At 36.8% G+C, this 26492-nt stretch carries 29 protein-coding genes; 5 read left to right on the top strand and 24 right to left on the bottom strand.

Translation table 11 applies throughout. The features are described 5' to 3' along the window. Positions 1-3: 3 nt before the first annotated feature. Positions 4-261, top strand: a complete 258-nt coding sequence (locus KO505_RS14895; protein ID WP_216056251.1) for a hypothetical protein — start codon at positions 4-6, stop codon at positions 259-261. Here the strand turns inward: KO505_RS14895 and acpS are convergent. The 11 genes from acpS to rpoE all read right to left on the bottom strand — a co-directional run bounded on the left by acpS (position 258) and on the right by rpoE (position 9792). Beyond that, positions 258-632 (bottom strand): holo-ACP synthase, encoded by a 375-nt coding sequence (acpS, locus tag KO505_RS14900; RefSeq protein WP_216056252.1) that lies wholly within the window; start codon positions 630-632, stop codon positions 258-260. The genes KO505_RS14895 and acpS overlap by 4 nt on opposite strands. Continuing rightward, positions 632-1369 carry a pyridoxine 5'-phosphate synthase gene (gene pdxJ / locus KO505_RS14905; protein WP_216056253.1) on the bottom strand — a complete coding sequence of 246 codons (738 nt, stop codon included), beginning with the start codon at positions 1367-1369 and terminating at the stop codon, positions 632-634. Before pdxJ ends, acpS begins: the two co-directional genes overlap by 1 nt. A 12-nt stretch (positions 1370-1381) precedes the next feature. After that, positions 1382-2134 carry a DNA repair protein RecO gene (gene recO, locus KO505_RS14910; RefSeq protein ID WP_216056254.1) on the bottom strand — a complete coding sequence of 251 codons (753 nt, stop codon included), beginning with the start codon at positions 2132-2134 and terminating at the stop codon, positions 1382-1384. Between the two features lie 106 nt (positions 2135-2240). Then, entirely contained in the window at positions 2241-3167 is a 927-nt protein-coding gene (gene era, locus KO505_RS14915; RefSeq protein ID WP_252731850.1) for a GTPase Era, read from the bottom strand. 31 nt (positions 3168-3198) lie between these two features. After that, entirely contained in the window at positions 3199-3873 is a 675-nt protein-coding gene (gene rnc / locus KO505_RS14920) for a ribonuclease III (protein WP_371820014.1), read from the bottom strand. A 44-nt stretch (positions 3874-3917) separates the two neighbouring features. Then, the gene (gene lepB / locus KO505_RS14925; RefSeq protein ID WP_216056256.1) at positions 3918-4832 is read right to left on the bottom strand and encodes a signal peptidase I; all 915 of its coding nucleotides are present in this window, start codon (positions 4830-4832) and stop codon (positions 3918-3920) included. A 17-nt stretch (positions 4833-4849) separates the two neighbouring features. After that, positions 4850-6640, bottom strand: coding sequence for a translation elongation factor 4 (gene lepA / locus KO505_RS14930; protein ID WP_216056257.1), 1791 nt, complete (start codon positions 6638-6640; stop codon positions 4850-4852). A gap of 209 nt (positions 6641-6849) precedes the next feature. Then, positions 6850-7326, bottom strand: a complete 477-nt coding sequence (locus tag KO505_RS14935; protein ID WP_216056258.1) for a SoxR reducing system RseC family protein — start codon at positions 7324-7326, stop codon at positions 6850-6852. Between the two features lie 2 nt (positions 7327-7328). Beyond that, entirely contained in the window at positions 7329-8288 is a 960-nt protein-coding gene (locus KO505_RS14940; RefSeq protein ID WP_216056259.1) for a MucB/RseB C-terminal domain-containing protein, read from the bottom strand. 195 nt (positions 8289-8483) lie between these two features. Next, complete coding sequence (locus KO505_RS14945) at positions 8484-9113, bottom strand: sigma-E factor negative regulatory protein (protein WP_216056260.1); 630 nt, start codon at positions 9111-9113, stop codon at positions 8484-8486. A 97-nt stretch (positions 9114-9210) separates the two neighbouring features. After that, positions 9211-9792, bottom strand: a complete 582-nt coding sequence (rpoE, locus tag KO505_RS14950) for an RNA polymerase sigma factor RpoE (RefSeq protein ID WP_216056261.1) — start codon at positions 9790-9792, stop codon at positions 9211-9213. A 325-nt stretch (positions 9793-10117) separates the two neighbouring features. Between rpoE and nadB the strand changes: the two genes are divergently transcribed. Continuing rightward, positions 10118-11716, top strand: coding sequence for an L-aspartate oxidase (gene nadB, locus KO505_RS14955; RefSeq protein WP_216056262.1), 1599 nt, complete (start codon positions 10118-10120; stop codon positions 11714-11716). 30 nt (positions 11717-11746) lie between these two features. On the opposite strand, the gene KO505_RS17600 is transcribed toward nadB, so the two are convergent. The 7 genes from KO505_RS17600 to KO505_RS14985 all read right to left on the bottom strand — a co-directional run bounded on the left by KO505_RS17600 (position 11747) and on the right by KO505_RS14985 (position 18636). After that, on the bottom strand, positions 11747-12184 hold the full coding sequence (locus KO505_RS17600) for a protein YgfX (RefSeq protein ID WP_371820011.1): 438 nt from the start codon (positions 12182-12184) through the stop codon (positions 11747-11749). Positions 12185-12226: 42 nt separating this feature from the next. Beyond that, positions 12227-12814 (bottom strand): LURP-one-related/scramblase family protein, encoded by a 588-nt coding sequence (locus KO505_RS14960; protein WP_216056263.1) that lies wholly within the window; start codon positions 12812-12814, stop codon positions 12227-12229. Between the two features lie 62 nt (positions 12815-12876). Beyond that, on the bottom strand, positions 12877-13488 hold the full coding sequence (locus KO505_RS14965) for a DUF938 domain-containing protein (RefSeq protein WP_216056264.1): 612 nt from the start codon (positions 13486-13488) through the stop codon (positions 12877-12879). A 107-nt stretch (positions 13489-13595) separates the two neighbouring features. Continuing rightward, entirely contained in the window at positions 13596-16223 is a 2628-nt protein-coding gene (gene metH / locus KO505_RS14970) for a methionine synthase (protein ID WP_216056265.1), read from the bottom strand. Positions 16224-16276: 53 nt separating this feature from the next. Further along, positions 16277-17344, bottom strand: coding sequence for a homocysteine S-methyltransferase family protein (locus KO505_RS14975; RefSeq protein WP_216056266.1), 1068 nt, complete (start codon positions 17342-17344; stop codon positions 16277-16279). 24 nt (positions 17345-17368) lie between these two features. Beyond that, complete coding sequence (metA, locus tag KO505_RS14980; protein WP_216056267.1) at positions 17369-18313, bottom strand: homoserine O-succinyltransferase; 945 nt, start codon at positions 18311-18313, stop codon at positions 17369-17371. Between the two features lie 143 nt (positions 18314-18456). Further along, positions 18457-18636: a hypothetical protein gene (locus KO505_RS14985; RefSeq protein WP_216056268.1), complete on the bottom strand. Its 180-nt coding sequence runs from the start codon at positions 18634-18636 to the stop codon at positions 18457-18459. A 352-nt stretch (positions 18637-18988) separates the two neighbouring features. Here KO505_RS14985 and KO505_RS14990 point away from each other — a divergent pair, with 352 nt between their 5' ends. Then, positions 18989-20209, top strand: a complete 1221-nt coding sequence (locus KO505_RS14990; protein ID WP_216056269.1) for an EAL and HDOD domain-containing protein — start codon at positions 18989-18991, stop codon at positions 20207-20209. A 62-nt stretch (positions 20210-20271) separates the two neighbouring features. Here the strand turns inward: KO505_RS14990 and KO505_RS14995 are convergent, their stop codons facing one another. Together KO505_RS14995 and KO505_RS15000 are read right to left on the bottom strand one after the other, a co-directional pair. Further along, the gene (locus tag KO505_RS14995; protein ID WP_252731820.1) at positions 20272-20583 is read right to left on the bottom strand and encodes a helix-hairpin-helix domain-containing protein; all 312 of its coding nucleotides are present in this window, start codon (positions 20581-20583) and stop codon (positions 20272-20274) included. Positions 20584-20656: 73 nt separating this feature from the next. Next, complete coding sequence (locus tag KO505_RS15000) at positions 20657-21529, bottom strand: hydrogen peroxide-inducible genes activator (RefSeq protein ID WP_216056270.1); 873 nt, start codon at positions 21527-21529, stop codon at positions 20657-20659. Positions 21530-21721: 192 nt separating this feature from the next. Here KO505_RS15000 and KO505_RS15005 point away from each other — a divergent pair, with 192 nt between their 5' ends. Beyond that, a complete protein-coding gene (locus KO505_RS15005) occupies positions 21722-22006 on the top strand; it encodes a hypothetical protein (protein ID WP_216056271.1) in 285 nt (94 codons plus the stop codon). Beyond that, positions 22006-22197: a DUF2970 domain-containing protein gene (locus KO505_RS15010; RefSeq protein WP_216056272.1), complete on the top strand. Its 192-nt coding sequence runs from the start codon at positions 22006-22008 to the stop codon at positions 22195-22197. The genes KO505_RS15005 and KO505_RS15010 overlap by 1 nt, the downstream gene beginning before the upstream one ends. Positions 22198-22210: 13 nt before the next feature. On the opposite strand, the gene KO505_RS15015 is transcribed toward KO505_RS15010, so the two are convergent. Genes KO505_RS15015 through aroK form a run of 4 tightly spaced genes read right to left on the bottom strand, consistent with a single transcriptional unit; the run spans position 22211 to position 26404 of the window. After that, the gene (locus KO505_RS15015; protein ID WP_216056273.1) at positions 22211-23029 is read right to left on the bottom strand and encodes a Dam family site-specific DNA-(adenine-N6)-methyltransferase; all 819 of its coding nucleotides are present in this window, start codon (positions 23027-23029) and stop codon (positions 22211-22213) included. A gap of 8 nt (positions 23030-23037) precedes the next feature. Then, positions 23038-24801: an AAA family ATPase gene (locus tag KO505_RS15020; protein ID WP_216056274.1), complete on the bottom strand. Its 1764-nt coding sequence runs from the start codon at positions 24799-24801 to the stop codon at positions 23038-23040. Next, positions 24801-25865, bottom strand: coding sequence for a 3-dehydroquinate synthase (aroB, locus tag KO505_RS15025; protein WP_216056275.1), 1065 nt, complete (start codon positions 25863-25865; stop codon positions 24801-24803). Before aroB ends, KO505_RS15020 begins: the two co-directional genes overlap by 1 nt. Before the next feature lie 20 nt (positions 25866-25885). Next, complete coding sequence (gene aroK / locus KO505_RS15030) at positions 25886-26404, bottom strand: shikimate kinase AroK (protein ID WP_105051876.1); 519 nt, start codon at positions 26402-26404, stop codon at positions 25886-25888. Positions 26405-26492: the final 88 nt, after the last annotated feature.

Here is a 26492-nt window from a genome sequence, read left to right on the forward strand (position 1 = left end):
ATTATGGATTGCACTCATTGTGATATAGGCTTCAAACAACAAACATCTGAGAATGTAAACGGCGAGAGTGAAAAGTATTATTCTTTGACGATAAAATCGGGCACATTAGCACGCCTTATGCAAAGACAACACCTCAACATTGCTGATTTACATTGCATGAATGCCGATACGAAACAATTTATTCAAAGCGTTTTATTACAATGTATTTTGTGTAAAACGGTTCAAAACCAATCAAGCATCCAACACCAAAAACGAAGTTAGCTTAATATCACCGTCGCCATTGCATATTGTTTTTCATCACTAATGGATAACAAAACTGAGGTGACGTTCATTGAATTAGCAACGTCTAACGCTTTACCTACTAATTCTAAGCGTGGGGCGCCTAAGTCATTATTACTAGTAATAAAGTGATGGAATGATATGCCACGACCAATACCAGTACCAAGCGCTTTTGCCGCTGCTTCCTTCGCTGCCCAGCGTTTTGCTAAATAACGTTCTGGTTGAGAGTGTTTATGGTAAATAGCAAGTTCCGATTCGGCTAGAACCCTTTTAGCAAAACGATCTGAACTTTCTATGACACTTGCTACTCTAGATATTTCAACAATATCTGTTCCTAAACCAAGAACAGACATTAAATACCTTGCCTAGCTTCATTCATGAGCGTCTTCATGTCTCTTACCGCTTTTTCTAAGCCGTCGATTGAAGCTCTAGCAATGATGGCATGACCAATATTTAACTCATAAATCTCTTTAATAGCAGCGATTGGTTTTACGTTATGGTAATGCAAACCATGCCCAGCATTAACGATCAAGCCTTTGCTTGCCGCATATTGAACACCATGAATGATTTTAGTTAATTCTTGCTGTTGTTCCTCTTCCGAGACTGCGTCAGCATAGTGCCCTGTATGGATTTCTATGTAAGGTGCTCCAGAAGCAACTGAGGCATCAATTTGTGCTTCATCCGCATCTATGAATAATGACACTTTTGCACCAATTGCAGACAAACGAGTAACGGCATCTGTAACTTTATCAATCTGACCTTTAACGTCTAACCCACCTTCGGTTGTGAGTTCTTCTCTTTTTTCAGGGACTAGACAAACAAATTCAGGTTTAACCTCAGCCGCGATATCAATCATTTCATCAGTAACCGCCATTTCCAAATTCATTCTGGTTTTGATGGTTTTAGCTAATACGTAAACATCACGATCTTGGATGTGACGACGATCTTCACGCAGATGAATAGTGATACCACTAGCACCAGCATGTTCAGATACTGCTGCGGCATGAATTGGATCAGGATAAGTAGTGCCGCGCGCTTGTCTTAATGTCGCAATATGATCGATATTGACGCCTAAATGTAATTCTGCCATTTTATTTATTCACTATTTTCTAAATAATTCTCTGGATTTTAACGGCTTATCGCCAAGATGGCGATGCAAACATGCCCTTAAAATTAATTTTGCTAATTTTAATTGTTGTGCGGAGAGTTTATCTATCTCTAAATCTGTATTTAAAAATTTATCTATTCCTATCAACTCTGAACCAATAATGGCTCTTTGTGGGTTATTGCTATATACAAAACCAGACCCTGCTAATAATTCATAATACTTATCAGCTTTGATATCCGCCTCACTATGTAAGTCATAATCAAAACTAATGCCATATCCCAACATCACTAATAAACGGTATTCAAACTGCCGTAAAATAGCTTCTAAATACATTCCACTTTGGCTATCCACACCTCGCTCAGAACTATGTTGCAGATGAGAAAGGGCGTAATTATAGAGTGGGAACAATTCGTCGTACTGAGCATCTGATTTGCATAATCTGCACAACACTTCATTTAAATAAAACCCACAAAAAAGAGACTTTGATTTTAATCGGATATCGGATGAAGTTGAATTAATGTCTATTGATTTTAAACTATGTAGTCCGCGACCTTGTTTGTATTTTATAATTAAAGGTCGAAAAGGTTGTAATAGCGCGGTACGTGCGGTGTTCTTTTTTCCACCTTTGCTGGCAATAATTGATACACGACCTTCCCCTTCAACTAAAAACTCAATGATTAATTGGTTCTCTTTAAAAGCCCGAGTGTGGAGGATAAACGCTTGTTTTGATTCGAGTTCGGCTAACATAACAGATTAATTTCTTCTTCTTCAAATTTGGCAATTCAAAGTATTAGTATCTAACTAAAAAAGGTTTATTTGCTTATCAAAAACAAATAAACCACTTTAATCTTGGTTAGTCTTCTCCGTAACCTAATGAGCGAAGTGCACGTTCATCATCAGCCCAACCACTTTTCACTTTAACCCAAAGTTCTAAATAGACTTTTTCGTCAAGTAAGCTTTCTAAATCTTGGCGAGCATCACGACCTATAATTTTAAGCTTTTCGCCTTTCGAACCGATAACCATTTTCTTTTGGCCTTCACGTTCAACTAAGATAAGAGCATTAATACGCCAAATCTTTTCATCCCATTTAAATTGCTCAATTTCAACCGTTACAGAATAGGGTAACTCTTCACCCAAAAAGCGCATTAGCTTTTCTCGAACGATCTCTGCAGCCATGAAACGAGAGGATCTATCAGTGACATCATCTTCTGGAAAGAAAAATGGATTTTCCGGCAAGTAATCTGAAACCAGTTCTTTTATGGCCTCAACATTTGTGCCTTTTTCTGCAGATATCGGTATGATCTGTTCAAAATTATGTTTTGCTGAAACCTTTTGCAAAAATGGCATAAGATCTTCTTTATGTTTGATCTCATCGACTTTATTAATCAACAAAACAACAGGTTGTTTTGAACGGATAATTTTATTTAACACCATTTCATCGTCGTCATGCCACTTCATCGCTTCAACAACAAACAAAACCAATTCAACATCACCTAAAGCACTAGATGCCGCTTTATTCATCAACTTGTTAATAGCGCGTTTTTCTTCTTTATGAAGCCCTGGCGTATCAACATAAATAACTTGTTCGTTTTCTTCAGTATGAATGCCTAAAATACGGTGACGTGTTGTTTGTGGCTTCTTAGAAGTTATACTTATTTTTTGCTGCAGTATATTGTTCATTAATGTTGATTTACCAACATTTGGACGACCAACAATGGCAATTAAACCACAACGTTTTGGGTCCGATAAATCCGCACGATTATTTAAATTTTGTAACAATGCGTCTAATTCGGCTTGTGACTGTTCTGATTTACTCACCTTTAACTACCTCTAATGCTTTTTGCGCAGCAGCTTGTTCTGCTTTTCTACGACTGGTTCCGGTTGCAGACAATAGTTTGCCATTGTCTAAGGTACAACTGATCTTAAATGTTTGATTGTGAGCCTGACCAGCTACGCCAGTCACCTCGTAGATTGGCAATGCCCTTTTTCTCGACTGAAGCCATTCTTGTAATTGTGTTTTTGGATCTTTTAATGCGTTACTCGGGTCGACTTGTTTTAACCTATCGGCAATCAACTTTAGTACAAAAGTACGACATTGTTCGATATCTGAATCTAAATACACTGCACCAATAATAGACTCAATTGCATCTTCTAAAATGGAATCCCGTCTAAAACCACCGCTTTTCATTTCACCAGGACCTAATAATAGCCAACTGCTGATGTCGTATTCTTTGGCGATTGCCGTTAACGTTTGCCCTTTTACTAATTGAGAGCGCATACGAGTTAGCTCGCCTTCCGTCGCTTTTGGAAAAGCAAAATACAAGGCTTCTGCGACAAACATGCCCAACAAAGAGTCACCAATAAACTCAAAACGTTCATTATGTGAACCTTTAAAACTACGATGAGTCAGTGCTTGAATAAGCAATGACTCATCATTGAATTGATAACCTAATAATTTAGCCAATTGGCTATAATCTTTTTTAATCAATCTGATCTCTTAACTTTTAGTTTTGTTTATGTAACGGTTCATTATTGAACCGTCCCTAAACGTGAAAAACGAATATCTATTGGTATCCAATTCGGTAACCAATCTATTGCTCCGTCGTTATAGACAAAGCTCATCCAAATAAATACAGCCTTACCAACTAATTGGTCTTCACGAACAAATCCCCAAAAACGGCTGTCTTGGCTATTATCACGATTATCACCCATCATAAAATAATGACCTTCTGGCACTAACCATTCATTTGTTTTCCCATTAGCTTGAACAAATGGGTAGCCATATTCATTGTTGATATTAAATAAAATGTTGTGCTCAACTTCACCAAGTAACTCTGTTCCTAAAGCAACCGTTTCACCATATGCATTAATTTCGTAAACAGAGTCTGACTCCATTGGCATTACGTTAAGCTCTTTGCAACGTTCCGACTCTCTTCCACAACTTGGTTGAATAAAAAGTTGTTTATTACGATATACAATTTTATCACCAGGTAAACCAACAACACGTTTAATATAGTCTAAACGTTCATCTTCTGGGTATTTAAACACCGCAATGTCACCACGAGATGGCGTATCCATCTCTATTAGTTCACTTCGCCAAATAGGATCATGAACACCATAAGTGTATTTTTGCACCAAAATGAAGTCGCCAACTAACATCGTTGGCATCATCGAACCTGATGGTATTTGAAATGGTTCAAATAAAAATGAGCGGAATATCGTTATTAAAAATAAAACGGGAAAGATAGACTGTGCCGTTTCAGCGATCACAGGCTGTGGCGCTATTTTTTCTAATTCATCTAGTGCTATGTTACCTGCAGTGCTAGCTTGTGCGATAGCAATTCGTTCTCTTCGAGCTGGCGCATATAATTTGGCATCAATTAACCAAATTAAACCACAGGCTACTGTAATAACTACTAAAAATATTGCGAAATATCCGGCCATTTATATCCTAACCTTTTTTATTTTCCGATCTTCAGAATAGCTAAAAACGCATCTTGTGGTAACTCAACATTACCCACTTGTTTCATACGTTTTTTACCATCTTTCTGTTTCTGTAGAAGCTTTTTCTTACGGCTAATGTCACCACCGTAACATTTAGCTATTACATTCTTTCTTAATTGTTTTACGGTCGTTCGAGCAATAACATGAACACCTATGACCGCTTGAATAGCAATATCAAACATTTGACGAGGAATTAATTCTTTTAATTTCTCAGCTAATTGACGCCCTCTAGATTGTGAAAAGTCTCTATGGCAAATCATCGCTAATGCATCTACACGTTCGCCGTTTAATAAGATATCGACTCTCACCATGTCTGCAGCTTGGAATCGCGTAAAGTTATAATCTAATGATGCAAAACCACGACTTGTTGATTTTAATCGATCAAAGAAGTCCATGACTACTTCAGCCATTGGTAAGTCATAACTTACTGCAACTTGTTTGCCATGGTAGCTCATCGCAGTTTGTGTACCACGCTTTTCAATACATAATGTAATAACGCTACCTAAGTATTCTTGTGGTACTAAAATATCAGCTTTACAAATTGGTTCACGTACTTCTGTAATGTCGGCAACCGCAGGCATTTCTGACGGACTATCAATGCTGTGGATAGCACCATCTTTGGTTAAAATTTCATAATTTACAGTTGGCGCCGTCGTGATTAAGTCTAAATCATACTCACGTTCCAATCGTTCTTGAACGATTTCCATATGTAACATTCCTAAGAATCCACAACGGAAACCAAGCCCTAAAGCGCTTGAACTTTCTGGCTCATAAAATAAAGACGCATCATTCAGACTTAGTTTACCTAAAGCATCACGAAAAGACTCGTAATCATCTGAACTTACAGGGAATAAACCGGCATAAACCTGAGGTTTAATTTTTTGAAAACCAGGTAACGGCTCGATAGCAGCATTATTAGCTAAAGTGATGGTATCACCAACTGGCGCACCTAATATTTCTTTAATACCAGCAATAATGAAACCTACTTCACCTGTATTTAACACACCAGTGTCTGTTTGTTTAGGTGTGAAAATACCGACTTTATCAACTTGATGTGATTCACCAGTTGATAATATTTTTAATTTGTCACCTTTTCGAATTGAACCATGTTTAACACGAACCAAAGATACAACACCTTGGTAAGGGTCAAACCAAGAATCAATGATCAGCGCTTGCAAAGGCTGATCAGGTTCACCAACTGGTGGTGGAATGTTTAAAACTATGTCTTCTAAAACATCTTGAATACCAATACCTGTTTTTGCAGAGCATTGCACAGCACCAACAGCATCAATACCAATAATATCTTCTATTTCTTCTGAAACTCTATCTGGATCAGCTTGCGGTAAATCTATTTTGTTTAGTATGGCACGGACTTCTAAGTCCATTTCAATAGCGGTATAACAGTTTGCTACTGTTTGCGCTTCAACACCTTGTCCTGCATCAACCACTAACAACGCACCTTCACACGCGGCAAGTGAGCGAGATACTTCATAGGTAAAATCTACATGGCCTGGCGTATCGATGAAATTTAATTGATAAATTTCACCGTCTTTCGCTTTGTAATTCAGAGTGACACTTTGCGCTTTAATTGTAATACCGCGTTCACGTTCAATATCCATTGAGTCTAAAACTTGTGCTTTCATTTCGCGGTTTGTTAACCCTTCGCAAAATTGAATAAGTCTATCTGACAGTGTGGATTTACCGTGATCGATGTGGGCAATGATTGAAAAGTTACGAATGTGCTTCATAAATAGTGTGATATACCTGTGACGTTGCTATACAAGGTGTGTTTGCAGATAACAAACAACATAAAATTAACTTTTGAGATAACTCAAAATTAGCGATAGAACCAAAGGGCGAAATTTTACACTGATTTCACCGCTCACTCCAACTCTTTATCTTATATAGGGCGCTTTATTCACAAATAGTTACTAGAAAATAATATAAAGAATTGCGATTAGTCTAACTCAATCACTGAATTTATGATTTCACCATTATAAATTCGGATCAGCACAGGTTGATATTTATCTACATCAGATTTGTTTAATAGGTATCTAGATAATAAAAAGCCTATATACCCTCCTAAAAAAGTAGCTAAAATAACGTGGATTTCTTGTATCTCTATAAATCGAGATAACCAAAACTGTGCAGTGCAAGCTAAAAATATGGCAGACAACAAAGGTAACATATACAAATAAAATGACCCTTGTAACAAACTCGCTTCCGGGATACCAATTTCGACCGACTCGCCGACTTTCGCATTCAATATATTTTTGACTTTATTGACGACACTCTTATTAGAAAAAGCCTGTGCAATTGTGCTGGTACCACAGTTACTTTTAGCGGCACAAGTATTACATGTTGATTTAATTGCTGTCTCAACAAGCAAAAAGTCCTCTTCAATAGCAATTACTTGACCGATCTCTTTGATCATAATTAGATGCTTTTCACGGATATGGCAATTTTATGTGCCGTTTCTGGTGGGATAGAGCCGACGACGGTAACGTCAAAACCATCAGAGCGCACCATGACAAAAGACATTGCTCCTTCTTGTAAAACCAAAGGGCTATTAAAACTTTCAAGTTGCCTTTGAACATACACTGAGAACTCGACAAGCCCATCACTGAATAGATAATAATCCGAAACCTCTCGTGTGATTGATAAATGATGTCTATCACTTTTGATTAACGAAAAACCATTAGGTATCCAACTCATATTCCAATTATTAGTTTCTTGATGCGTCGCGATTAGTGCACTTGGTGGCTCGGGTAAATTATGCTGACTTAATTTAATGATTTCTTCAGTAGGCCCGGTGAATAAAGATAAATGGGTCATTAACACTTGCTCAATGACTTCACTTTTTTCATTAACAAACGCCAATCTTAACGGTAATGCACTTTGTACATCAATCCAAACCCAATAATTATAAGTAGTGTCATCAATAGACTCTATGCGGATTAATTGTGCTGAACGTCCACCTATTTGGTTTTTACTCACTAGAACAAATTGATAACTGTCGGTTAACTGACTTGAGTCTTGGTAGAAAATTGGAGGTATGAACCTTCTTATACTGTCACTTTGAATACTGTATGGTTCTTTATTTGGCTCAATAAAAGTCACTACTTTATTGTGCCTAAGGTTACTAATGCCACCACCAATTAATGGTGAAATACTTTCAACTTCTACTTTTTCTTCATCGTCAACTACGCCGTGTACCCAATTATATGTCGTTGTTTTATCAGCCTTCATAGTAACAATGCCAGCTTGAAAATTGGACTCTGTTAATGCCGTTTTTAACTTAGCTAGCCAAAACTCAGCATTCACTTTTTCAGTAGAGGTTATAGGCGTTTTATCCGTTAATTCAACGTTATCTTTCTCATTGGGAACATCATTCAAAGTAGACGCGTTTACATGGCTACTTAATAAACTAACAAATAATACTAGCTTTAGACAATTGAATGTTTTTAGAGATATAAGGCGTTTAAAATCGGAGAAATAACAGTTCATAGCAGGAATAATTACCTTTTTAAAAACGAACGCCCGTTATATACGGGCGTTTATACACTGAGAAAGGCATGATAACGAAATTAACTAAGGTTCGATAACCTTTTTATCTTCGTTTGTGTCTATCGCTTCTTTTTTATCATCAACGGCTTTCAATTGTTGTTGGTGATCTGCAATAAGCGCATTTATTCGAGTTTGAGTCATTTGATTAGCCGATGGTCTATTTTTCACACCATCAGAAGCTAAACTAACAGGAGCTACACCACTAACAAGAGGCGTTGTTTGTGCAACTGGAGCACTATATTGGCTATTTGTTTGCGGTATATTACTAACACCAACAATAGTTACTAATGCGACCGATGCAGCAATAGCAAACTGTGCACTATTACGGCCAGTTGAACTCTGACTAAACTGTTTAAGTTTTGAAGCTACTTTTGAACGCCAATTAACGTGCGAACTAATATCAACAACCGATGAATCTTCGGTAACGACTTCTTGTTCAACATTAGCAATCGCGGCTTGAATACCCGCAGCAAAACTACCATCAGTTTCTAATAACTGCTCATTTCTAAGCACATCACCAATTAAACTATAACGGCTAAAAGCTTCAACGTTCTCAGTTGTATCAACGGTTTGCTGTAATGTGCTGTCTAATTCTGATTGATTAACTTCATCGTCCAACAATGCGGAAATAGATTCTAAATGTTTGTTCGTCATAAAATGACTGACTCCCAGTGTATTACCATGTTTAAAACAAAAATAATTATGTATAAGTTAACATCAAATAATAGTGATTGTTAATTCATCAATTTTTTTACTTATTCTCTATCAAAGGCTGCAATTTCAGATCTATTGCGTCCCTAGCTCTAAAAATTCTAGAGCGAACCGTTCCTATCGGACATCCCATAGCGATGGAGATTTCCTCATAACTCATGCCATCTATCTCTCTGAGTTGAATTGCGACTTTAAGTTCATCAGGTAAACTCTCAATCGTATCAAAAATGACATGTTTAATTTCTTCAGTTAACGCTAAACTTTCAGGTGATGCATTTTCACGTAACGCTTCACTTGTTTCATAATATTCGGTTTCTTCTGCATCTACATCTACGGTGTATGGTCTACGACCTCTCGCCATCAAATAGTTTTTAGCGCTGTTTACTGCAATTCTATATAACCAAGTATAAAACGCAGCTTCACCTCTAAATCCAGGCAGTGCAGTGTATGCTTTAATGAATGCATCCTGTGCTACATCCTGAACATCTCCATTATTTCCTAAATAACGAGATACAAGACTAATGATTTTATTCTGATATTTGCGGACTAATAAATCAAATGCCGCTTTATCCCCTGCCTGAGCTTTTCTTACTAAGCCTAAATCTTTTTTCTGCTCGCTCATTCGAGCTACTACTCCCAGATTTAATATTGGTATAAAGTACTAACCATCTTAATTATACCGTCTTTGCAGGTATTCTAATTGGAAATAAATACATATCAAATAATTATTAATTACTGCTTTGTACAAGGAATTAATTAAAAAGTTGTTGTACTATTCCCTTCTGTTGACACTATGACTTAGCAATAGTGAAAAAGTTCTTATTTATTTTGTTTTTTTATGAAATTAAGTTAAGTAGCCTATTTTTCATACATATTAACAAGTTCGAATACCAATGAATTGATTACTAAGAAAAAATAATTAATTCAGATCTCATAGGTTTTTTTTAATGCAAGATAACACTCAACATCAAACAGATTGTCTAATCATAGGTAGCGGTGCCGCTGGTTTAACATTAGCGTTAAGTATTGCTGACCAGGTTAAAGTTATTATTGTAAGTAAATCGGCATTAAAAGAAGGATCTACCTTATATGCTCAAGGCGGTATTGCGGCCGTTTTTGACGAAAACGACAGTATCGAATCACATGTTCAAGATACCTTAATAGCAGGTGCTAATTTGTGTGATGAAGCTGCAGTTACTTTTACCGCTAGCAATGCTAAAGCATCAATGAAATGGTTAATTGAACAAGGCGTTCCATTTGATCAAATTCAAGGGAGCGATGGTTCAAAACGTTATCACCTTACTCGTGAAGGCGGCCATAGCCATCGAAGAATATTACATGCAGCTGATGCCACAGGCAAAGCAGTACAAACGACATTATTAGATAAAGTTAAGTCTCATCCAAATATACAGCTATTTGAAAGGTATAACGCGTTAGATTTAGTAACGGGTGCAAAATTAAACTTAGATGATAATAAAATACATGGCGCTTATATTTGGAATAGAAACCTTGAACGAGTAGAAAGTATTTCTGCCAAATTTGTTGCTTTAGCCACTGGCGGTGCAAGTAAAGTTTATCAATATACTTCAAACCCAGATATAGCAAGTGGTGACGGTATTGCAATGGCTTGGCGTGCAGGTTGCCAAGTTGCCAATATGGAGTTTAATCAGTTCCACCCAACAAGTTTATATCATCAAAAAGCACAAAATTTTCTTATTAGTGAAGCAATGCGAGGTGAAGGTGCCTTTTTAAGACGTCCTGATGGTAGTCGCTTTATGCAAGACTTTGATGAGCGAAAAGAATTAGCCCCTCGAGATATAGTCGCTAGAGCAATTGATTTTGAAATGAAACGTTTAGGTGCCGACTGTATGTACTTAGACATTACTCATAAAGACCCACAATTTGTAATTGAACACTTTCCCACGATATATGCCCGTTGTTTGCAAGTTGGATTAGACATAACCAAAGAACAAATTCCAGTTGTGCCTGCTGCGCATTATACCTGTGGAGGTGTCATCACTGATTTGACCGGTAAAACCAATAAAGACAATTTATTTGCCATAGGTGAAGTTGCATACACCGGCCTTCATGGTGCTAATAGAATGGCCAGTAACAGCTTACTGGAATGTATTGTGTTTGCTCATGGAGCAGCCCAATCTATATTGTCTAATTTAAACAACAGCCCAGAATTAACTGAAATTCCATTATGGGATGATAGTAAAGTAACCACCTTAGAAGAAGATGTCATTATCAGCCATACATGGCATGAGCTTAGATTAATAATGTGGGATTACGTTGGTATTGTTCGTTCAAATCGTCGTTTGCATAAAGCATTAAAACGTATAGATTTAATTAAGAGTGAGGTGAACGAATTTTATGCCACCTTTAAGGTTAGTAACAATTTATTAGAGCTGAGAAATTTAGCGTTAGTTGCTGAATTGATTGTCAGAAGTGCTTTAGAACGTAAAGAAAGCCGAGGGTTACATTTTAATCAGGATTATCCTGATACCTTGCCTCATTCAACACCTACTGTACTGACACCTTAATTATTGCTTAAAAATGTATACATATTTCGGTTACTGGCTCTTAATTGTTTTTATTATTCGCCGTAACCGTCTTTTAGATTCGTCATTTAATTGGTCTGCAAATATCACTTTCCAATATGTATTCTGACTAACAGGGTTAATAATCTTTAGATAAAAACAAAAGGGCCAAAAATAACTAATAGGCAACAACTGACCTGATATTGCTCTTTTCACCCATTCTATTTGTCCAGCTTCTGACAAATGAAACACTTCTTCATCATCCGTTTGGTTTAATACATTTTGTTTGTAAACACAAAAGACAAAAAGCAGGAATAACACGGTGTAAGTCGATTTTATAATACTGGGAATAAAATATGGCCAATGATATATCGCCAAACAATACCAACATACAAAAACGACATGTTGGTATTGTCTGTAACGGGAGTGAGGGTCTACTTTGATCCTGTAACTAGCAACTAAGTCATCCATTACCTAATAGTAGTACAAATCGAGTGTGCTATTAATTGATTATTATTCTTTTAATACCATATCAATACACATGACTGCAGCCAGAATAAGTTTACGTATTGGATGTTCTGCCGGTACTTCAGGGTTAATTTCTAATACATAGTTATCTGCGCTAGTAAACATTTCTGCGCCAAGTCCGCCCCACTTTTTAGTGACATGAGCAAGTGTCGTCTCGCCATCTTTGAAATAAAAATCCCAACCAACCCAGTTACCTTCCAACGAACATAATACTTGTTCGTTTTGATCTAGGACATCAAACTTTCCGCCAATCGAAAATAGTTTTTGTGCAAAACCACCCAGTAATTCATTATTATGATCTCTCACTTCTACTTTAGATAAAAAGATAGAAATGCCTCTTTGAATGCGAATCAGACGTTGCTCATCTGTTGTTCTAATTTGAACATCAAACGGCGTCATGCGTTTATAATCAGTAAACCTTAATAATTTAGTAAAAAAACCTAAATTAGGCTCACGGCACTCCATGATTATTTCGCCAGATTCAGGATCATAAATATCGTAATTATTGGCAGCTTTGAATATCCCAACGTGCTCTTTAATCAAGTATAGGTTTTTATTAATTACGTCTGTCATGTTTCATCCTAATTGAATCTATAAATAAATTTGTTCTTATGAAAGTCTTGAGCAATGTATAACTAACCCCTTTGATAAACAACAAGAAAATTGTTTGCAGGCATAGTTTCAACTTGTAATAAACTTAACCGACCATCGCTCCAATTTGGTATGTCTTCAAGGTCTTGCATACCGCCGTAACCTTCACCAAAAAGCCATTGATCAAAGTCTCGATTCGACTCAGATGTGTATTCACCTTTTTGTTTAAAAGGGCCATAACAAACCAACTTTTGACCTTGATTCATCGATTCTACTAATTGTTTGATTAAATATTTGGCCAACTCTTCACTAATGATATGCAAAACATTAGCGGAATATATCAGCTCAAACTCAGAGGCGGTAATCGTATCTTGGCCAATATGGAATGAGAATGGTTTCAAATAATTAGTGAGTCCTTGTTTCTGACTGACTTCATACCATTGCATCGTTAGGGGTAACTTACTTTTTATTTCAGTTGGCTGCCAAACTAGCTCAGGCATATGCTGGCAAAAATGAATACCATGTTGTCCCGGTCCAGAACCTATCTCAATGACTTTGCCTTTTAGAAGGTTTAAATTCTTCAAAACGTCCAAGATATATTGTTTATTATTATCAGCTGCAGGATTTCTGGCTAAGTGGGCAAAAGGATCAATCATACTAAGGTCCATAATTTTGGTTCTATATCTTAATTTTAATTCAACAAAAAGGCCAGTTGATGCATCAACTAGCCTTTATCGATCTCTCAATAGTTAAATTGGAACAGTTACAAGTTTGGACCTAACCACATTTCGGCAGTTCGTTCATCCCAACCTTTTAGGTCGGCATAAGTTTGAGCTTGTTCTTTATCTATTTTGCTAACCGCAAAATATTTAGAATCAGGATGTGAGAAGTACCAACCAGATACAGAAGCGCCTGGCCACATTGCGTAACTTTCTGTTAGTGTCATACCAATACGTTTATCGACATCTAACAATTGCCACAATTTAGACTTTTCAGTATGTTCAGGGCATGCAGGGTAACCCGGTGCAGGACGTATACCTTGATATTTTTCGCGAATTAAGTCGTCATTTTCTAACGTTTCATCCGCAGCATATCCCCAATATTCTTTACGGACTTGCTGATGTAAATATTCAGCTAACGCTTCTGCTAGTCTATCAGCGATGGTTTTAACCATAATATTGTTGTAATCATCATGCTCAGCTAAAAATTTCTCAGCCAATTCATCAGCACCAAATCCAGCAGTAACGGCAAAGGCACCTATATAGTCTTCAACACCTGACTCTTTTGTTGCAACAAAATCACTTAAACAATAATTAGGTGACGAGTTTCTGGTTTTTAACTGTTGTCTTAATTGATGCAAAACCAACTGAGTTTGTTGATTGTTCTCATTCGAGTAAACCTCAATTGACTCATCGGTGCTGTTAGCTGGGAATAAACCAAATACAGCTTTAGCTGTGAGCTCTCCCGACTTTTCAAAGCGGTCTAACATTTGGTTCGCATCATCAAATACTTTTTGTGCCTGCTCACCAACAACTTCATGTTTTAGAATTGATGGGTATTTACCATGTAATTGCCAAGTTAAAAAGTATGGCGTCCAGTCGATATATTCACGCAAAGTGGCGATTGATACATTATGCCATTCGTGAATACCTAACTTTTTCGGTTTTGGAGGCTGATAAGTATCCCAGTCCACTTTGAATTTGTTCGCTCGAGCTTGTTCAAAACTAATGTATTGGGTGTTATCTCGTTTACGATGATGTTGTATCACCACACGTTCATAGTCTTTTTCAAGTTGCTGTAAAAACGGCGCTCTTAGTTCTTTACTCAACAAGTTAGATACCACTGATACAGAGCGACTCGCATTAGGTACATAAACCACTGGGTGTTCATAATGTTCGTTAATTTTAACCGCGGTATGCGCTTTTGACGTTGTCGCACCGCCAATCAATAAGGGCAAATCTAACCCTTGACGTGTTAATTCTTTTGCAACATGCACCATCTCATCAAGTGATGGGGTAATTAACCCAGACAAGCCTATGATATCTACTTTTTCCGCAATAGCGGTATCTATGATTTTTTGACAAGGCACCATAACGCCTAGGTCTATTACTTCGTAGTTATTACATTGTAAAACCACACCAACTATGTTTTTACCAATGTCGTGTACATCACCTTTTACGGTTGCCATTAGTACTTTTCCGTTAGTACTACCCTCTTCTTTTTCTTCTTCGATATAGGGGTTTAAATAGGCAACAGCTTGTTTCATAACCCGAGCTGATTTCACCACTTGAGGTAAAAACATTTTTCCTTCACCAAACAAGTCACCTACGATATTCATGCCATCCATTAATGGCCCTTCAATCACTTGCAGAGGTTTATCAAAATGCAATCGACACTCTTCTGTGTCCTCTTCAATAAACTGGGTAATACCTTTCACTAAAGCATGTTCTAAACGTTTAGTTACTTCCCATCCTCGCCACTCTTGTGTTTCTGCTTCTACCTGAACACCGTCACCACGATATTTAGGTGCTAAATCGAGTAAACGCTCAGTAGCATCATCACGACGGTTTAATATTACATCTTCCACCGCTTCACGCAGTTCAAGTGGGATATCATCATAAACCGCTAACTGGCCAGCATTAACAATAGCCATATCCATCCCGGCACGAACCGCATAATACAAAAAGACGGAATGCATGGCTTCGCGAACCGGGTTATTACCTCGAAAAGAGAAAGATACGTTGGATAAACCGCCTGAAATTTTGGCGTGTGGTAAATGTTCCTTTATATCCTTAATAGCATCAATAAAAGCAACCGCGTAATTATTATGCTCTTCTATACCCGTTGCGACGGCAAATATATTAGGATCAAAGATAATATCTTGTGGCGGGAAACCTATGCCATCAACTAATAATTCATAAGCACGTTTACAGATCCTAAACTTTTCTTCTCTGGTTTCAGCCTGCCCATCTTGGTCAAATGCCATAACGACGACAGCGGCACCATAACGTTTTAATTTTTTCGCTTGTGCTAGAAAAGGTTCTTCCCCTTCCTTCATCGAAATAGAATTAACGATTGCTTTACCTTGTACGCATTTAAGTCCAGCTTCTATCACTTCCCACTTAGAGGAATCCAACATAATTGGCACTCTAGCGATGTCAGGTTCTGATGCAATTAACTTACAAAACTTCTCCATAGCAGCGACAGAGTCCAACATGGCTTCATCCATATTGATATCGATAACTTGCGCGCCATTTTCAACCTGTTGACGAGCCACGTCTAACGCCGCTTCATAATCCCCATTTAGGATCAATCGTTTAAACATAGCTGAACCGGTTACATTGGTTCGCTCGCCTACGTTTATAAATCTGCTAACTGATTTTGTTGTCATAATTTCTTGTTTCCACACTCAGTAAGTTAAGGAACTTTACTTACTAATGATATTTATAAATTAAACGCTTCAAGTCCAGAAAGGCGCATCAAGGCGCTTTTTTCTTTAGGTGCACGTGGAATATTACCTTCAACGGCTTTTAACATAGCCGTAATATGCTCCGGTGTGGTCCCGCAGCACCCTCCGACAATATTCATTAATTGGCTACTCGACCATTCAGCAATATGTTCTGCCATTTCACTAGACTCTAGATCATATTCACCAAATTCATTTGGTAAACCAGCATTAGGATGCACCGATACAAAACATTCACAAATAGAAGATAAGGTATCCACATATTGGCGCAGTTGGTCTGGCCCTAATGCACAATTTAAACCGACGGATAATGGATTAACGTGACAGATAGAATTATAAAAAGCTTCTGTTGTTTGACCTGATAATGTACGACCAGAGGCATCGGTAATAGTACCTGAAATCATAATTGGCAGACGTTGCCCTGCCTGCTCAAACGCTTCTTCAATAGCATATAATGCAGCTTTAGAATTTAAAGTATCGAAAATGGTCTCGACTAGAATAATATCTGAACCTCCCGCCATTAAAGCAAGTGTAGCGGTAATGTAGTCTTCGACTAATTCGTCAAATGTGATATTTCTAAAACCTGGATCATTAACATCTGGAGAGATAGATAACGTCTTTGATGTTGGCCCTAATACGCCAGCTACAAACCTTGGTTTATCTGGCGTTGCAACTTCATCACACGCTTCTCGTGCTAATTTAGCTGCAGCAAAATTAATTTCTTCTGCAAGTGATTGCATTTCATAATCGGCCATCGAAGTTTTAGTCGCATTAAAACTATTGGTTTCTATTATGTCAGCGCCAGCCTTTAGGTATTGAAGATGAATGTTTTTAATGATGTCTGGTTGTGTCAGAACTAACAGATCATTATTACCTTTAATTGCGGTATGCCAATCCGCGAATCGAGTTCCACGATAGTCTTCTTCTTCCAAACCACATTGTTGGATCATGGTTCCCATTGCACCATCTAAAATCAAGGTTTTTTTATTCAACAATTCTGTTAATAGCTGGGTTTGATCTGGGCGTATATTGCCTTTGTTACTCATTTTAATTTCCTGCGCTGTATTCGACTATTCGGCAAAATTATCTGTTCTGATGTTTTCACTTACTTGGCTAAGGTTATAAGGTGTCTTTTGATAAACGTAATAATTTAACCAGTTGCTAAATAATAAATATCCATGAGCTTGCCACAACTTTTGTGGTGCAAGTTTAGGATCATTACCAGGGTAATAATTGACGGGGATATCAGGGTTTAAATCTGCATCGACATCCCTAGTATACTCATCATGCAAAGTTAACCTGTCATATTCAGGATGACCAGTAATAAACACCCTAGTGCCTGATTTATTCTGCATTAAATACGCACCAACTTCATCCGAACCTGAAATAGTGATTAAGTCAGCTTCTTTATTTAATTTATTGATAGGTACTTCACCATAACGAGAATGCGGTACATAAAAAATATCATCAAAACCACGCATTATTGGCGCTTTAGATTCCCATTTTGTATGTTTGTATACCCCACTTAATTTAGTATCACGGATATCATGTTTAATTCCGTAATGATAATAAATGGCAGCATGAGCAGCCCAACATAAAAACAAAGTAGAAGTGACATGTCGGTCTGCCCAGTCCAATACTTCCTTTAATTGTGGCCAGTAAGTTATATCTTCGTAATCTTTTAGGCCTAAAGGCGCGCCTGTGATGATCAACCCATCGTAGTTCTTATCTTTTATATCGCTAAAGTATCGATAAAAATTGTCTAAATGGGCTTCGGATGTGGTTTTAGTTTGATGCTCTAACCTAACGAGCTCAATATCAATTTGCAACGGACTATTGGATAACAATCTCACCAGTTGAACTTCAGTAGTTATTTTATCAGGCATCAAGTTGAGTACCGCCACCTGCATTGGACGAATATCTTGTGTGTCCGCTCTGTGCGCTGGCATTACATAAATATTTTCCTGCTTAAGGGCATCAATAGCAGGTAATTTATCCGGTACTCTAATAGGCATGAATATGACTCGTTGGAATAAAATTGATTTATATGCAGATTACGTAATTTTGAAATAATGTCAACATCTAGATGTTTAGACGTCCATAATTTACAAGCAAAAAAAACGGTGAGTGTTCTCACCGATATTTATCTAAATTCACCTTATCTAATCGTACCTTTACCAGTTAAGATCTCAATAATGACCATAGGCGCAGCTAACAATACATAAAAAAAAGTGATTGTTTTTTCGTGTGTATGTCCAACTCGGAAAATTCTAGCGACACAAAAAGCAATGCAACACCAAATTATATAACCGACAGACATCATAATTATCGAGTCCATATCTTCCCTTAACAAAATAGATTTCAATTAAGTCTAGTACATATTTTGTACTTAACTATTTGGTTTTTTGCTTTCTTTATGAGTAAGATGGATAAACAGGGATTGTTAAATATACTATTTCGAAATTTTTTTTTATTGCAATAAAGTCGCTATATTTATAAATACAGTGAATACATTAGTGCCACATAAGATACTTAAAATAATCTAGCTAAATTTCACGCCCAAAAACAAGTGAAACTAAATTTAAAAGTAGTGTTTACTATCCATTAGTACTATATTAAGCAAAGAGTGTTTATTTAAAACGCTTGTTTTAATTTTAACTTTTTACACACATTGATCACGGAAATATTGAATGTATTTTTATGCCGCTCGCCAACCTATTTTGGATGCTGAGAAAAATTTATTTGCTTATGAATTGCTATTCAGAGACGGCGTTGACAATGTATTTCCTGGGATAGATGAAGACGAAGCAACTACTCGTATAATCGAAGGATCACAGTTCAATTTAGGGTTAGCCCATTTAACGGGAAACAAACCAGCTTTTATTAATTTCACTTTAGACACCATCCTTAAAAATTACCCAGCCATGTTACCGCCAGAGACACTCGTAGTTGAAATACTTGAAACGGTTACCCCAGGTAAAAAGTTATTAGCTTCTGTAATCGAGTTAAAAAAACAAGGTTATGTTATTGCGCTAGATGATTACGAACATAAACCAGTGTGGCGACACTTTTTCCCTTACGTAGATATAATTAAAATTGATCTTAGAGCTATGTCTTTTGATGAAGTTGAACAGGTAATGACTGAATTGGCCGAGTTCAAGCATATTAAATATTTAGCAGAAAAAGTAGAAACATTAGCCGAGTTTAATCAATGTAAAAAAATGGGATTTAAATACTTCCAAGGTTACTTTTTCTCAAAACCTGAAATGGTTAAAACAAAGACGTTATCCCCGAGTCAATTAACCCTTTCGGAATTATTAGCAGAAACATCTTCAACTGATATCGATTTACCTAAAGTCACCCAAATATTTGAACGAGATATCAACCTTTCCTATAAGTTATTGCGCTACAGTAATTCTGCAACATTTAAACGACGAGCTGACATTTCAACCATAAAACAAGCTATAGTCGCATTAGGAAAATATGAACTTAAAAAGTTTTTATCTTTATTATTTACGGCGTCAGTCAGTGATGAAAAACCACAAGAGTTGTTACGACTTGCTATGGTTAGAGCGCGTTTTTGTGAAAACTTAGCTGAAATTAATGAAGACGGTGATGCTAGCATGGCCTTTTTAACCGGCATGTTATCTTTAATTGACGCTATTTTAGATGAAGATATTGCTACGGTTATGGAGCAACTCCCACTTTCACTCGAAATAAAAGAAGCTCTGGTAAACAAAAAAGGGAAATTAGCGACGTATTTACAATTGGCGATGACTTACGAGAGAGGTTTATGGGAGCAAGAGTCAGCATTAGAGACATCTTTAAAGTTATCTGACGAACAAGTACCTGCTATATATGCAAACGCTATTGACTGGTCTAATGAACAAATTTCGTCAATTAATAGTTAATTCCGTGCAATAAAAAAAGGACCTGAGTCCTTTTTTAGTTTCGATATCCAAACGTTCAACGTTTATTCTACTATTAGGTAAGGTGACAACTTTTGCACCAACTTATTACCAATACCCTTCACATTAACTAACTGATCTAACGAAGTTAATTTTCCATTTTCATTAATATAATTAACGATTGCTTCCGCTTTTTTTTTGCCTAAACCTTTAATCTGAGTTAATTGTTCAACATCGGCGTTATTAATGTTTAACTTCGTCTCAACAACCACAGCGTCGGACTTAAGGTTTACTTGAAGTGGAGTTATCGCCAAAGCTGCATTTGGAAATAGGCTCAACAAAGTAAAAATAGTAACTATAAATGCCATCTTATTCATTTCTCTTTCCTTATATTGTAAATTACCCAATAAAGGTATAATTCAACTTTATAAGTTTGGCAAATTTATATTTTTACTTATTTAAAATCGCTTCTAAGACTTGTTTAACCGTTTCTCCAATTTTCGCAAAAAAGACTCTTCGATGGCTCGTTTTTCGCCAAACCAAACTTAATGTTCGACTGGCAGTTTTATCTTCCATTTCTTCACTAGATAGTGAACTATTGACTAATAAACCTGATTTTATCGCTAATTGTGGAAGATAGGTTTCACCAAAATGACCTTCAACCATCGCCAGCAATGTATTTAAACTACTCGCTTGAAACGGGTGTATATTGTCCGTTTCTGTAAGCCTGCAACCTTTAATCGTGTGATCAGATAAACAATGTTCTTTTTCTAATAAATACACATTTTCATTCACTCGATCAGGGTGAAAAACTTTAACAAAAGGGTCTTGGCACAACTCAAACTCGACAAATTCATTGGTTTCGTAAGGTGTTGCCATTAAAACTAAATCCAACCGGCCTTCTCGCAGTAAACTTAAACAGTTCTCCGTCGTATCTTCTCGTAAGAACAATTCCAAGTTAGGATATTCGAGTGCACACTTTTTAATTAATGGAGACAAAACAAATGGGGCTATTGTCGGTATTACACCAACCTGCAAAGGTCCTGAGAACTCATTCCCTTCAGCGCTTGAAGTTGCGACAAGATCCGCGCTCTGCTCTAAGATCATCCTCGCTTTATTGACCACATCCACACCCAAAGGTGTAAATACAAATGTTTTGTGATCTCTTTCTATTAACTGGGAATCTAATTGTTCTTCAAGAGCTTGGATTGCACTGCTTAAAGTTGATTGAGAAACAAAGCACTTTTTAGCCGCTTGACCAAAATGGCCAGTATCAAATAAAGCAACTAAGTACTTCAACTGCTGTAATTTAGGTAACTTCATTATTATCCCTAGTTATATAAATCAGAATATTATGATTATTTTCAACTTACGTTGTATTTTATTTGTACTTATCTGTCTATTTTTTAACAAATTGTTAACTTATCGCACTTTATGTTCAACTTAACGCATTAGCCAACAAAATTTCTATTTATAAATTAGACTCTTGGGACCTTAGTTTCACGGAGAAGATCAATGATCATTTCCAAATATAAAAAAATCATTAGTTTTTCAGTGTTTTTTATTTCAGCTAGTGCACTTTCAGCGCCTGTCGTTAATGATTGCCCATGCAAAAATAACAAAACAATAACGGTTAAAGAATGTCCATCTGCAAAAGTCAGTAGCCCTAGTTGGTGGGATTGGATCACAAGTAATAAGTCTTCTCGGTTTCATTTTTTTCAGTTACTAGAGTTAATTCACAATGATGATGGTAAGTCTGTAACCTCAGATAATAAAAAAGAAAACCGGCAGTACAGCTAATGTCAAAAATAAACGTTTTCATTAATGCATTTAAGAGTGCTTTTTCAGCATTGTTAGGTGTACAAAACTCTAATAATCACAAACAAGACTTCGAGTCAGAAACTCCCTTCCCATTTATTCTTGCTGGTGTCATTTTAGTGATAGGTTTTATATTAATTTTAGTAGCTATCGTTAGTGCAGTGTTACCCTAACAATCTATTTACATTAACTACTATATAACGCAAAAATCTCTGAAACCTTCTGCCTTTTACTTCCATTTTGACTAATACTTCGAGCTACTTTTACAAAACTTTGCTCTGCTTCATCATACAACTTTCGTGTTAACACTGTATCGTGATTACTAATTAACACAGGAATATTCCGTTTAAAAGCGGCTCGTTCGGCAAGTTTGGCAAGGTTAGCCTGTGCATTCACATCAAACCCTCCCGTCGCATATGATGTGAAATTAGCAGTTTCCGTTAAAGGTGCATATGGCGGATCACAATAAATCACATTTCCTTTTCGCGCTCGAGCAAAAACTTTTGTGTAATCTTCACAAACAAACTTCACTTTTTTAGATTTTTCAGAAAATATAAAAATCTCATCTTCTGGGAAATAAGGTTTTGTATATGATCCAAACGGTACATTAAAGCCACCAGATAAGTTATAACGGCATAAACCATTAAAGCCATGGCGATTTAAGTATAAGAATAACAAGGAGCGGTAATAAGGGTCTGTGCTTTGGTTAAACTCATGTCTTAACCCATAAAAGGCATCTTTTTTATTGTTTGACTGAACAAACAGCGTTTTTGCATCTTTCACAAATGTTTTTGGACGAGCTTTAACTATTTTATAAAGACTGATCAGATCTGGATTTACATCATTTAATAAGTACTTATCAAAGTCAGAATTTAGAAAAACGGATCCAGCACCTACAAATGGTTCGATTAACTTGTTCCCTTCTGGCAACCTTGCGTGGATCTGTTCAATTAGCCCATACTTTCCGCCAGCCCACTTTAAGAAGGCTCTGGTTTTCTTTTTCATTTGGCGCTCTACTGTGCTGATTGAGCGTCATCAAACGCCAATATTTGTTGTTGGATTACACTTATTGATTTAGCCCACGCATTTGGGGCTATAGATGCTGCGGTTTGTCTTGCCAACTCGATGGTTTCAAACAGTCCGTAAGTTACGACTAACCAATCAGTATAATTACGTTTAACCATATATATCCGCAATTTATCTTTTTCATACGGAGCTGACTCTAAATATTGTGCTAATACAGCTTCACTACTAACCGCGGTAAGTTGTAATACAAAATGATCAGCCGGTAAGGACATAAATATTTGATTATCGATCGTATAAGGTTTCCCTGGATCTTCAGCCGATGGTTGTTCCTTGGCGACAGAGATTATATCGTCTTGAATTAACTCTTCTAACGTCGGCTCCTGATCGATTCTAGATATATCAGGTACTTGAGTTTTATCGCTATCCAGTGCTGTGGTTTCTATCAATGAAGATTCATTTAACTCGGTTTGAACTTGTTTTTTACTTTCAGGTTTTTCAAGCTCTGATTGCGCATCTTCAGGGTCTAAAAAAAAGTCCATACTAATAGGTGTTTCAGTCAAGTTAGATTCATTGCCCATGTCTGTAATTTGTTGTTGTTGTTCTTTCTGTGATGTTTCGCTGGTATCTGTATCGATTTCTGCCGTTGTCGTTGTAATTTCATTACTTAAGTTATCAACCGATTCAGGTTTTTTGGTTAATTCAGCCAAGATCATATCTGTTGTCGGGTTTTCTGCTACTTTTTCATTGCCAAAACTCACTTTAGATTTTTGGCTCATTAACTCAGAGAAGATCAGTTCTGAACTCGCCGTTGGTCTAATTACGACTTGTGCCATTTTTTTGTCTGCAACAAGTAACTCAGAACGTTCTTTTGTACTTATCGCGTTCTGTTTCTCTAATGCTGAATTTGATTCCGTTACATTTTGCCAAGGTTTAACGACATCTGAAGTCTTGTTTAAAGACGTTTTTGTCATTAACGCTTGTTCTTGTTCTGAAATTATCCCCATTCTGTAAAGATAAATTCCAAGAGCTAATAACAAACTACATGTCACTAAAATAGATGCCCATAATTTAATGTTAAACGGCTCACTATCTGAAACTTTACCTGCATTAACATCGTTGTATGCCAATAGCTGAATTGGAAGACCTGCGGAATTTTCTATCCAACGTTTTATTCTGGGACTGGTTTGAGCTGGGATATCAATAACGTATTCAGCGAGTAGTTGATAACTTTCTTGTTTGGTTAATAGAGGTACCGGCAGTATTTCTACTAAACCAGATTTAACATTAATTAAAGTCGATGCAATCGTTTTATCGAACGCCATCACTATGCTTAACTGGATACCTAAATTTTTTGATTCGCTGCATAACTGCAATAACTCACCAATGATTTTGCCACTTAAAAAATGGGCATTATCAATAGCTATCAACATATCACTGGAATTATTAAATTCAATAAATGAGGTGAGGATTGGCATTTCCGGATCGAATAATACATTGCCAAATAATTGCTCAATGATCCGGCTTCGGATTTGAATGTCATTTATAGAGCGAGCTGCTGTTAAATAACACTTATTTCCGTCTGGCAATGTTTGTGTCAGCACTTCTTCAATTAATATTGTTTTACCAATACCTTGCTGACCTTCTATTGCAACAATTTTAGCGTGCGTTAAACCCGCTTGAACTTTTTTAATAAAAGCATTGCGTGAAGCGGGTATGTAAAATTGATCTGGTCCAGCATTAACTAAGGTCATTATAAAATATGTTTTAATTCACTTTCAGTTACATCGTTAACTAGTATCGCTTTACCTATCTGTTTCGGCAATACAAATCTTATTGTATCTGCCTGAACTTTCTTGTCTTTTTTCATGTGCACTAAATAGTTATCTAATGTCATGTTTTCAGGACCAATAATTGGTAAATCGAATTGTTGATTCAGGTTAGTCACTCTTAAAACATCATTAGGAGTTAGCCAACCACGAAGCTTAGCTAATTGACTTGCTTGAACCATGCCAACAGCAACGGCTTCACCATGCAACCAAACACCATAGCCCATTTCAGCCTCAATAGCGTGTCCAAAAGTATGACCTAAATTTAATAATGCTCTCACACCAGACTCTTTTTCATCTTGTGCAACAATGTCGGCTTTATTTTGACAACAGCGTTTAATGATATGAATTAACATATCTGTGTTCATTTCATTAATTGCTTGGGCGTTACTTTCTAAATACTCAAATAACGTAAGATCACCTAAAATACCGTATTTAATAACTTCAGCCATGCCAGCTGAAAACTGTTTTTTTGGTAATGTCGTTAATGTGTCTATATCAATGATTACCGCTTTGGGTTGATAAAAAGCGCCTATCATGTTTTTACCCAAAGGGTGGTTCACGGCCGTTTTTCCACCAACAGATGAGTCTACTTGTGATAAAAGTGTTGTAGGAACTTGGATAAAGTTAACACCACGTTGATAGGTAGCAGCTACAAACCCAGTTATATCACCAATAACACCGCCACCTAATGCGACTAATGTCACATCTCTACCATAGTTATTATCTAACAGATAACTCATTATCTTTTCGTAACTGGCTAATGTTTTGAACGACTCACCATCTTCAATACTAAATATATTTACATCAAAATCTTTTAGGGTATTGAGAATTTTATCGGAAAATAATGGTTCAAGCGTGGTATTCGTGATCACAACTACTTTAGTGCCTTTTATGTGAGGCACAAAAAAGGAGCTATCGTTGATAGCTCCTGATTTTATATAGATTGGATAACTGCGCTCACCTAAAGAAACGTTTACTGTTTCCATTTTCACAGCTCCTACTTATATTAAAAGTCTAATTTTTTGATTATATCGTTTGCTACCACACGTGCACTTTGCTCGTCAGTTTTTACAACGATATCAGCCACTTCTTCATAAAGTGGACTGCGTTCTTCAGCCAAACGGATCAACACATCACGTGCTGGTTCTTCGGTTTGTAATAAAGGACGACGTTTATCACGTTGCGTACGTGCAACTTGTTTTTCAATAGGCGTTTCTAAATAAACAACGATTCCGCGTGCTGATAAACGATTACGGATCTCTTTACTTACAACAGAACCACCGCCCGTCGCTAATACAATGCCTTGTTTTTCAGTTAACTCAGAGATAACAGATTCTTCTCGAATACGGAAGCCTTCTTCACCTTCGAGATCAAATACCCAAGCGATATCTGCACCAGTACGGCGTTCTATTTCTTGATCAGAGTCAACAAATTGCAAATGCAATTGCTCGGCTAAGTGTCGACCTATTGTGCTTTTACCAGCACCCATTGGACCCACTAAGAAGATGTTACGTTTTTCAGCCATATTACCTAATTCAAATACTATTATTTAATTACTACGAAAATCCCGACGTCTTTCACACGCCCACGAAAAATAAGGCGCGAATTATCGC

This window comes from Psychrosphaera sp. F3M07, assembly GCF_018860345.1.
GTDB classification, from domain to species: domain Bacteria; phylum Pseudomonadota; class Gammaproteobacteria; order Enterobacterales; family Alteromonadaceae; genus Psychrosphaera; species Psychrosphaera aquimarina.

What these genes read in the sequence shown, in the direction of transcription:
- recO (WP_216056254.1), bottom strand. Translation starts at nt 2,134, where the DNA reads ATGTTAGCCGAACTCGAATCAAAACAAGCGTTTATCCTCCACACTCGG.
- KO505_RS15015 (WP_216056273.1), bottom strand. Translation starts at nt 23,029, where the DNA reads ATGAAAAAGAAAACCAGAGCCTTCTTAAAGTGGGCTGGCGGAAAGTAT.
- nadB (WP_216056262.1), top strand. Translation starts at nt 10,118, where the DNA reads ATGCAAGATAACACTCAACATCAAACAGATTGTCTAATCATAGGTAGC.
- lepA (WP_216056257.1), bottom strand. Translation starts at nt 6,640, where the DNA reads ATGAAGCACATTCGTAACTTTTCAATCATTGCCCACATCGATCACGGT.
- KO505_RS14965 (WP_216056264.1), bottom strand. Translation starts at nt 13,488, where the DNA reads ATGATTGATCCTTTTGCCCACTTAGCCAGAAATCCTGCAGCTGATAAT.
- lepB (WP_216056256.1), bottom strand. Translation starts at nt 4,832, where the DNA reads ATGGCCGGATATTTCGCAATATTTTTAGTAGTTATTACAGTAGCCTGT.
- KO505_RS15010 (WP_216056272.1), top strand. Translation starts at nt 22,006, where the DNA reads ATGTCAAAAATAAACGTTTTCATTAATGCATTTAAGAGTGCTTTTTCA.
- pdxJ (WP_216056253.1), bottom strand. Translation starts at nt 1,369, where the DNA reads ATGGCAGAATTACATTTAGGCGTCAATATCGATCATATTGCGACATTA.
- KO505_RS15000 (WP_216056270.1), bottom strand. Translation starts at nt 21,529, where the DNA reads ATGAAGTTACCTAAATTACAGCAGTTGAAGTACTTAGTTGCTTTATTT.
- KO505_RS14995 (WP_252731820.1), bottom strand. Translation starts at nt 20,583, where the DNA reads ATGAATAAGATGGCATTTATAGTTACTATTTTTACTTTGTTGAGCCTA.
- metH (WP_216056265.1), bottom strand. Translation starts at nt 16,223, where the DNA reads ATGACAACAAAATCAGTTAGCAGATTTATAAACGTAGGCGAGCGAACC.
- rpoE (WP_216056261.1), bottom strand. Translation starts at nt 9,792, where the DNA reads ATGAGCGAGCAGAAAAAAGATTTAGGCTTAGTAAGAAAAGCTCAGGCA.
- aroB (WP_216056275.1), bottom strand. Translation starts at nt 25,865, where the DNA reads ATGGAAACAGTAAACGTTTCTTTAGGTGAGCGCAGTTATCCAATCTAT.
- KO505_RS15020 (WP_216056274.1), bottom strand. Translation starts at nt 24,801, where the DNA reads ATGACCTTAGTTAATGCTGGACCAGATCAATTTTACATACCCGCTTCA.
- aroK (WP_105051876.1), bottom strand. Translation starts at nt 26,404, where the DNA reads ATGGCTGAAAAACGTAACATCTTCTTAGTGGGTCCAATGGGTGCTGGT.
- KO505_RS14945 (WP_216056260.1), bottom strand. Translation starts at nt 9,113, where the DNA reads ATGACGAACAAACATTTAGAATCTATTTCCGCATTGTTGGACGATGAA.
- KO505_RS14895 (WP_216056251.1), top strand. Translation starts at nt 4, where the DNA reads ATGGATTGCACTCATTGTGATATAGGCTTCAAACAACAAACATCTGAG.
- KO505_RS15005 (WP_216056271.1), top strand. Translation starts at nt 21,722, where the DNA reads ATGATCATTTCCAAATATAAAAAAATCATTAGTTTTTCAGTGTTTTTT.
- KO505_RS14935 (WP_216056258.1), bottom strand. Translation starts at nt 7,326, where the DNA reads ATGATCAAAGAGATCGGTCAAGTAATTGCTATTGAAGAGGACTTTTTG.
- acpS (WP_216056252.1), bottom strand. Translation starts at nt 632, where the DNA reads ATGTCTGTTCTTGGTTTAGGAACAGATATTGTTGAAATATCTAGAGTA.
- KO505_RS14960 (WP_216056263.1), bottom strand. Translation starts at nt 12,814, where the DNA reads ATGACAGACGTAATTAATAAAAACCTATACTTGATTAAAGAGCACGTT.
- metA (WP_216056267.1), bottom strand. Translation starts at nt 18,313, where the DNA reads ATGCCTATTAGAGTACCGGATAAATTACCTGCTATTGATGCCCTTAAG.
- KO505_RS14990 (WP_216056269.1), top strand. Translation starts at nt 18,989, where the DNA reads ATGTATTTTTATGCCGCTCGCCAACCTATTTTGGATGCTGAGAAAAAT.
- KO505_RS17600 (WP_371820011.1), bottom strand. Translation starts at nt 12,184, where the DNA reads ATGGATGACTTAGTTGCTAGTTACAGGATCAAAGTAGACCCTCACTCC.
- KO505_RS14975 (WP_216056266.1), bottom strand. Translation starts at nt 17,344, where the DNA reads ATGAGTAACAAAGGCAATATACGCCCAGATCAAACCCAGCTATTAACA.
- KO505_RS14985 (WP_216056268.1), bottom strand. Translation starts at nt 18,636, where the DNA reads ATGGACTCGATAATTATGATGTCTGTCGGTTATATAATTTGGTGTTGC.